Annotated in this window: 7 protein-coding genes and 3 pseudogenes; 8 read left to right on the top strand and 2 right to left on the bottom strand. The window is 42.2% G+C overall.

Features of this window, described 5'->3' with window-relative positions:
- Positions 1 to 396 (top strand): annotated as a pseudogene (locus DSBG_RS20750) (ATP-dependent helicase); the annotation flags it as partial.
- A gap of 249 nt (positions 397 to 645) precedes the next feature.
- Here DSBG_RS20750 and DSBG_RS24160 read toward each other — a convergent pair.
- The gene (locus DSBG_RS24160; protein WP_282434245.1) at positions 646 to 885 is read right to left on the bottom strand and encodes a Uma2 family endonuclease; all 240 of its coding nucleotides are present in this window, start codon (positions 883 to 885) and stop codon (positions 646 to 648) included.
- Positions 886 to 1,461: 576 nt separating this feature from the next.
- The gene (locus DSBG_RS20745) at positions 1,462 to 1,704 is read right to left on the bottom strand and encodes a helix-turn-helix domain-containing protein (RefSeq protein ID WP_034143212.1); all 243 of its coding nucleotides are present in this window, start codon (positions 1,702 to 1,704) and stop codon (positions 1,462 to 1,464) included.
- Positions 1,705 to 1,863: 159 nt separating this feature from the next.
- On the opposite strand from DSBG_RS20745, the gene DSBG_RS20740 reads away from it, so the two are divergent.
- From DSBG_RS20740 to DSBG_RS20715, 7 genes and pseudogenes are all read left to right on the top strand, one after another.
- A complete protein-coding gene (locus tag DSBG_RS20740; RefSeq protein WP_068966813.1) occupies positions 1,864 to 2,058 on the top strand; it encodes a hypothetical protein in 195 nt (64 codons plus the stop codon).
- Positions 2,059 to 2,104: 46 nt separating this feature from the next.
- On the top strand, positions 2,105 to 2,287 hold the full coding sequence (locus tag DSBG_RS22170) for a hypothetical protein (protein ID WP_083237012.1): 183 nt from the start codon (positions 2,105 to 2,107) through the stop codon (positions 2,285 to 2,287).
- 721 nt (positions 2,288 to 3,008) lie between these two features.
- A complete protein-coding gene (gene tnpA, locus DSBG_RS20735; RefSeq protein WP_348980992.1) occupies positions 3,009 to 3,302 on the top strand; it encodes an IS66 family insertion sequence element accessory protein TnpA in 294 nt (97 codons plus the stop codon).
- Complete coding sequence (tnpB, locus tag DSBG_RS20730) at positions 3,299 to 3,670, top strand: IS66 family insertion sequence element accessory protein TnpB (RefSeq protein WP_068966811.1); 372 nt, start codon at positions 3,299 to 3,301, stop codon at positions 3,668 to 3,670. The genes tnpA and tnpB overlap by 4 nt, the downstream gene beginning before the upstream one ends.
- 77 nt (positions 3,671 to 3,747) lie before the next feature.
- Positions 3,748 to 4,689 (top strand): annotated as a pseudogene (locus tag DSBG_RS20725) (IS66 family transposase); the annotation flags it as partial.
- Positions 4,690 to 4,784: 95 nt separating this feature from the next.
- Positions 4,785 to 5,048, top strand: a pseudogene (locus DSBG_RS20720) (Uma2 family endonuclease); the annotation flags it as partial.
- Between the two features lie 600 nt (positions 5,049 to 5,648).
- On the top strand, positions 5,649 to 7,598 hold the full coding sequence (locus tag DSBG_RS20715) for an endonuclease MutS2 (protein WP_068966808.1): 1,950 nt from the start codon (positions 5,649 to 5,651) through the stop codon (positions 7,596 to 7,598).
- Positions 7,599 to 7,637 lie beyond the last annotated feature (39 nt).

The following is a 7,637-nucleotide window of genomic DNA, read 5'->3' as shown; positions in this document are numbered from 1 at the left end:
AAATATTTTAAGGAAGAAACTGTAGAGAGCTACGCTAAGCAGTACGGCTGGGAGCTGATCAATCCTGCCAATATGAAAGATAAGTTTATAGACATGGTCAGGACTATGGATATGAGTTTTTCCTATAAACCGGTACTGCTCAAAGCCATGCTTGAGCATGTGGACGAAAGTGGAAGAGTTCGGGTTGAGGACGTCGTTAATTACTTCATGGATTTTTATAGGGCTAGAAAAGAGAGCGGGCTGGTGGTTGAGAAGAAATCCAGTCTGTATTGTAAAGACGGATATGCGAGAAAAGATGTCGAGAGAAATATCTTTAGCAATCCATTTAAGCGGTTTGAGGATATGCGGTTTATGAGCCGGTGCCGGGATATTGAGTATAGTACGAGACCGTTATAAAGGGAATGAACCCTGGCTTATTCCTCCCAGGGATTAAATAGTGGGAAATCACCTTTGTTTTTGTGGTAGATATCTATGTAGATATCTATAATGAAGGAATTGATATTCCTGAAGTGAATACGGTTCTTTTTCTGCGGCCCACGGAAAGCTTAACTGTGTTTAAAAGAAATAAATCAGGCCGCCTCGTTTTATGAGGCGGCCTGAGCCCTGGAATAGTCAGGGATAAGTTTCATCATTTTGTCTGGAAGATTATGCTATAATAGTTGCAACAGTTTGTCGAGGGACGGTTAGCCACACCCTTAGAAAGGGGGTGGTAGATTCTCGGACTCCTGACAAACGGTAGTGTCTTAATTTGACTCGTTTGTCTTTTAATGCTGTCGACGGACTCAAGACCTCAATCACAAGGTCTGGGACGCCGACCCAGCCCTTGTGGTGTATTTTGGATTGATCACATATCAAATCAAATATAAGAGGTTGTTTAAAAACCACGGTTATATTTCAAAAGTGGCACACCAATGGAAGATTCATGAGCCAAGATGACTTCATAGGGATGGACAAGGAAAAAATGAAGCTCATGGAAACAAATCAGGCCGCCTCATTTTATGAGGCAGCCTGAACCCTGGAATAGTCAGGGATAAGTTTCATCATTTTTCCTGGAAGATTATGCCATAATAGTTGTAACAGGTTGTCGAGGGACGGTTAGCCACACCCTTTTAGAAAGGGGGTGGTAGGATGATCTCAATGGTTGAGGCGATGTATCTTATGATTGCATTTGCGACACTCATTGTTATGATCATGAAGAAGAAATAACCGCCCCCCGGCCAGGATGGCGGTTATTTCTTATAACTCCAATTCGGGCTAACCGTTGCGGTTGACAATCTGCGGGCTGGCGTGCTAGTAACACGTCAGTCCTTATTTAATATTATATCCATAGATTGTAAAATATGCAACCGGCTCAATATCTAGTGTTCGGGAATGAAGACAAAAGGCGCCTCCTTTTCTGTGAGAACAAATAAAACCTTGTAAGATTTTCTTTGAAAAATCTACGAGGTTTTTTTGCATAAACTACTTAATTTCCTGCTCTAGATGGGAAAACAAATCACTGTCGAAAAAATATCGTATGCTGATTCCGAGCCCATCACACAACTTTTTTATGGTACCAATTCCTGCGTTATATGTTTTACCGCTTATAATATCATTCACTGTCGATTGCGTAACGCCCGAAACGTTACTGAGGGCATTAATGCTCAGATTCCTTTCCCGACACAGCTCTTCTATGCGGCGGATTACCGCCTGAGAAATATTCATTCTATCACCTCAAAAAAGAAACGCTATCCTTATAATTCACAGGATAGCAATTTATATTACAAAAAGTTAACGGAATACCGTTGAAAAGGAGCGAAAAGTGATATATACTAACGATATATCGTTAGTATATTCAATAATATGGAAAATCAGGGGGTTAGCATGAAAAATATTCCTCTTAATGAAAAGCTGGAAAAAGAAAAGGAGAAACTCAATGAACTTGCGAATGAAGCATGGAGAAAGGGTATCCCTCTCACACAGGATGAGAAATTTATGACACAAAATCAAAAGGTCGACGTATTAGTTGCCGAAATACAAAGAAGAAATACATATAAACCTACAACGGTAGTACCATAATATAAAACTTCGTAAGATTGTCGCAGTCTTACGGAAAAACACCATATTGGCTGTTGCCGACAAAGCGGCGGATTCTACAGCTTTTGTTGAATTTATGCTCCGCGTGATCCGAGATGCTTTAAATGAGCTTATGCAAATCGAACAAGTTCGCGAGCAAGTTACCGATCAAGTCGAGCGGCAGCGATCGTGTTCTTGTGAATATCCATACCACAACAACGCTCGTAAATAACATTCATTGAAAGACCTCCAATGATTTTAAATTTACGGCGGGCTTCCTGTAAAGCATTAATCTACCCTACGTGCTCATGGCAACAATTTGTGGTGCAAGCAGGAAGGCTTAATCAGTCTATAATATCGGGCTCGAACGCACCAAGACAATTCGACTTATGCCGTAGCAAAAGTATCTCACGAGGGCAATGTTTTCATTCCAACTATTTCCAAAGTTTTCATTCATTTGATGGCGTGGCACGAAGTGTCACATGGGAGTCTATAATGCGAACCTCTGAAAGCTGTTAAAAAGGAGTAACAATAGGATAAGATGTGACCAGAATAGGAAAAACCTGAAACAAACATCATAGTAAATCGACGTGAGCGAGAGAAAAACGGACCTTGGTCTTTCGAACAAAAAGACGCTCAGAAGGGCCAAATGAGAAGGAAACGAAAACAGGTAAATCGACTGTCAAGGAGGAATTTGGACAAAAACGGGGAATTTGGTTTTAGTGAACTTTACATAGTGTGCATTATCGGACTCAATCCCAAACAGTGGTTTAAAAAAGCCTAGGAGAAAGAAACTGGAATGCCGTTAGGTGCTCCGGTTTCTTTCTGTAAGCGGTGGAACAATCACCGTCGTGTAGATCAACCTCCCCTTTGATACACTAGAGCAAGTGATCAGAGGGGAGGTTTTTAATGTGAAATCCACAGGTGAAAAACTGTAACTTTGGGAGCAGCGAATAAGAGAAAGAGTCCAAAATGGCATGACAATCAGGGATTGGTGTGAAAAAAATGGCGTGAGCAAGAATCAGTACAATTATTGGAACCAGCGGGTGCGCAAAAGTCAAAAAACAGGCAAAGAAACGACTTTTGTAGATATTACCCCTATCATTTCACCTGTTGATACAGAAAGCCAAAATCCGGTAGTAACTTCTGACTTCCAGATCTTCTTCAATAGCTTTCAGGTGCGCGTTCCTTTTAATTTTAGCCCAAATTCGCTGGCAGAACTGATGAAGGTCCTGCGGGAATTATGATGCAACACATAGCCGATGGGGCGGAGCATATCTACCTAGCTCTGGGTGCTACGGATTTTCGCAAACAGCAGAATAGTCTGGCTTCGTTGGTAGCGTTAAATTTTAAACTGGATCCCCATGCGGGAGCAAATGTATTCTTATTCTGCAATAAACGACACAATGCCTTGCGAGCCTTACGGTGGGACGGGAATGGATTTATTCTGGTTACCAAAACACTTTCCGATGAGATGAAATTCCAGTGGCCTAAGAACCAGGGTGAAGTGCGGGACATCACAAGACGCCAGATGGATTGGCTCCTGGAAGGATTGCAGGTTGATCAGAAAAAAGCGCACTCAGATATAGTTGACACAACTGGCATTATTTACTGAAAATGCTCTAAAATGCTGAAAAAATGCCACTTTTTTGGTATAATTGAAGTAAGAAATTCATTAGGAAGAAAGTGGCCATGCACGACGAAAAAGATCTGCGCATAGTACAACTTAAAATGGAAAACCAAAAACTGCAAGAGAAAATTGACAAGTTAGAACGCAATGTCGAAGCTCTCACGCAGGCTGTTTTGCATGCAGCAAAGCAGCGTTTCGGGGCATCCAGTGAGAAAACGCCGTCAACAGTAGGACAAGCATCTCTGTTCGGCGAGGAAGACGCAGATAACATTCCTGTACCTTATGCGCCCGTCATTCAAATCAAGGAACACAAAAGACCTTTACGAAAAAAAGGCGATCGTGAGAAACTCACGTTAGGACTGGACAGAGAAACCGTGGAATGTGTTCTAAATCCTGATGAATCTGCATGTGGGATCTGTGGCAGTGAACTGAAAGTCATTGGGAAGAAAAAAATACGTTCTGAGATGGAATATATCCCAGCAAAGCTGATTATGAAAGACTATGTCCAATTTGTTTTTAAATGTGTGGAATGCGGGAAGAACGACGAGAATCCCTACGATGCGATTTACAGCGCGCCGGTGCCGGCGCCTGTACTGACGCACTCCATAGCCTCCCCATCCAGCGTGGCTTGGATCCTGTACCAAAAATATGTGCTTTCGGTACCTTTATACCGGCAGGAACGGGATTTTCGAAGGATGGGTGCAGCCCTGAAAAGAGATACCATGGCCAACTGGGCTATACGATGCGCCGAAGATTGGCTGAAACTGCTGTATGACCGAATGCACGAACAATTGCTGAAGTGCGGCATCATCATGAGCGATGAGACTACTTGGCAGGTCAACCGCGAGCCAGGGAAAAAGGCTTCAAGCAAATCGTATATCTGGATCCACCGGAGTGGCAGTTACGAGGGTCCGCCCATTATTCTCTACGAATACACACGAAGCCGCTCGGGAGACCATGCCAAGGAATTTCTCGCAGGATTTAGCGGTTTTCACCTCAGCGATTATTCCGACAAAAAAGTTATTCCGATCTTTTATGAGTTTAGAATATTGAGCTGCGGTTTAGCAGCTTAAAAATCGGCATTTCTTGTTATGATTAAGGCCGGTATATGGGCACGCCGGTTCTGGTTGTTGAGATCTTATCGCCAAGCACTAGGTCCAAAGATATGGTGGATAAGCTGAATACCTTTATGATTTCCGGGGTCAGGGAGTTTTGGATTGTCGATCCTGATCAAGAGATTATACTGGTTTATGGGTTTAAAGACCTGGATATTGATCATTTTCGGACCTACAGGAAACAGGAAACAGTTCGGTCGTATTGGTCTCCTGATTTGGAAATTACAGGGACTATGGTTTTCCCTTGAACTCCTCTGGGGAGGTACATTAGATTTGTCCAACTCCCTGGGGACATTACATTTACCCATTACTGTGGAAGAAGCAGAAAAGGACGCTTCATGTCCATATTCTGAGATAATTGACATTTGCCACAGAAGTGTAATAAACTAAATTATACCTAAAAACGAGAGGATGGTTTTTTTGTTAAATGTGTCTGTAATGGTGATTTTCAACTAAACAGTTGAGAGAGGTTACTTTATAAAACGTGGGTGTTAACCTGCTTTTTTAAGTGTGCCTTTCTGAAAGCGCAACGTTTGCGCTTTTGGATAACGCCTTACAGATTACTTCCTACAATAACCATTTGAGTTATAGCAATGTCAACCTTTGGCGATAAGGTCAACAAAGCTGACATTGAAGCTATGGCGATTATTATCGTTATAGTTTTGTAGAGTGTAACAGGCATGTCCTGTCGCACTCTATTTATTTTTCTCAAGATAGTTAGGTGATTTTATACGTCAGTTAAAATCATCGCCCACAGGAGTATTCTGCGTATTTTTGGGAATTGAATGATCCTAAAAATAAGGTAATCTCTCTTGTGGGCATTTTCATTGTGATAAGGAGGAATTTTCATGAACGTCAACAATACCCTGGAATTTAATAATATACTTGAAACTTTAGCCGAGCATGCACTTTCTCAAAAGGCAAGGGAAAAATTGCTCTCATTAAAACCATTTTTGAGTGAGCGCGAGTGCAAAGTCAAAATGCAGGAAACAACCGAGGCGCGCAAAATTTTAGAGGGTATCGGCACGCCGCCCTTAGCCTCAATGAAAGAGCTTGCTAAAATTTTAGATCTAACTGTGAAAGGCTCTATGCTGACCCCTGAACAGCTCGCAAGTATCTGTGCTTTTATTTCTTCAGGCCAAAGAATGAAGAAATATCTTAAAAAGGCTGAAGCTTTCAATGCCGACATAGCGTTTTATGGTCATTCTTTCAGTTCGCTGGAGATGCTTTTTGAGGAGATTGAGCGCTGTATCAGAAATGAAGCGGTTGACGATGACGCTTCTCCGCCCCTTCGTGAGATACGCAGAAAAATAGAGAACACAAAATCTGCCGTTAAATTAAAGCTGGAGGGTATCCTGCGCAGTAAAAAGGAATGGTTCACAGATGGATATGTCACCATCCGTAATGGTCGGTTTGTCTTGCCGGTTAAAAAGGGCTATAAAAATCAGTTAAACGGAACAGTCATTGATACTTCAAGCACAGGCGGTACCTGTTTTATGGAGCCTACAGCCGTTAGAAAGCTGCAGGAGGAACTGGCCGTTTTACAGATTGATGAAGAGAATGAGCTGAGAAAAATATTATATACCCTTACAGTCCTTGTTGAGGAGCATATCAATGAGTTGAGAGTCAACAAGGACTGCATGGAAACCTTGGACTTTATATTTGCCAAGGCCAAGCTATCGATAGAGATGAAAGCAGTTCCTGTAGCCATTACGACGGACCGAAAAATAATCATTAAGCAGGGAAGACACCCTTTATTGAAGCCGGACCGCTGTGTTCCGCTTGATTTTGAAATCAGAGGGGATCTGGGTGATGACGCTATTAACGGTGTTGTGATTACCGGGCCCAATACCGGCGGGAAAACCGTTGCCTTAAAAACGATTGGCTTACTGTCAATGATGGCCCAAAGTGGACTTCATGTTCCTGTGTCCCCTGGTAGTATTTTTTGTATGCACAATAGCATTTTCTGTGATATCGGGGATGGGCAAAGTATTTCCGAAAATCTATCCACGTTTTCGTCCCATATCCAAACTATTATCGCAATTCTAAAAGGTATATCAAACGAAAGTCTGGTTTTACTGGATGAGTTAGGCTCCGGTACAGACCCTGCTGAGGGAATGGGATTGGCCATTGCCATTTTAGAGGAATTAAATCAGAGAGGATGTCTATTTGTTGCGACCACGCATTACCCGGAAATAAAGGATTTTGCCAAGCACACTAAAGGACTTACGAATGCCCGAATGGAGTTTGATCGCGAAAACTTACAGCCTTTATACAAGCTGGAAATTGGCGAGGCTGGAGAAAGCTGTGCCTTATACATCGCCCAAAAATTAGGGTTCCCGGCGCATATGCTGAAGCGAGCCCAAATGGAAGCCTATGGCGGCAGATCCTCTGGGTCAAGTGATAGACCCACCATTCTGTTTGATGAGGATAACCCTAAGCTAAATACTGTTTCCAAGAGCAAAATTCAAAAAGAAATTCCGAAGAAAGAATCACCCTCTCGGAGCGAAAGCTTTAATATAGGTGACAGTGTAAGGGTTTACCCCCAAAAAGTGCTGGGCATTATTTGCAAGCGGACCAATGAAAAAGGCGAGCTGGGAGTGCAGATAAAAGATAAGAAGCAGCTGATCAATCACAAGCGGCTTAAGCTTTTCCTTCCTGCCAGCGAACTTTATCCTGAGGATTATGATTTTTCGATTATTTTTGATACAGTAGAAAACCGCAAGGCCAGACACCAATTAGAAAAAGGACACGATGTAGTGATCGAATATGAGGAGGATTTGAAGTTTACTGATTGATTTAATTATTTTGATCAAATAGAGCTTCATAATTTACTC

The organism is Desulfosporosinus cupriresistens (assembly GCF_001707885.1).
Taxonomy (GTDB): Bacteria; Bacillota; Desulfitobacteriia; order Desulfitobacteriales; family Desulfitobacteriaceae; genus Desulfosporosinus.
This window is presented reverse-complemented; position numbering and strand designations above follow the sequence as displayed.

Bases quoted from the DNA above. Each gene is read 5' to 3' on its own strand.
- tnpB (WP_068966811.1), top strand. From the start codon at position 3,299: ATGATGCAACACATAGCCGATGGGGCGGAGCATATCTACCTAGCTCTG.
- DSBG_RS20745 (WP_034143212.1), bottom strand. From the start codon at position 1,704: ATGAATATTTCTCAGGCGGTAATCCGCCGCATAGAAGAGCTGTGTCGG.
- DSBG_RS20740 (WP_068966813.1), top strand. From the start codon at position 1,864: ATGAAAAATATTCCTCTTAATGAAAAGCTGGAAAAAGAAAAGGAGAAA.
- DSBG_RS20715 (WP_068966808.1), top strand. From the start codon at position 5,649: ATGAACGTCAACAATACCCTGGAATTTAATAATATACTTGAAACTTTA.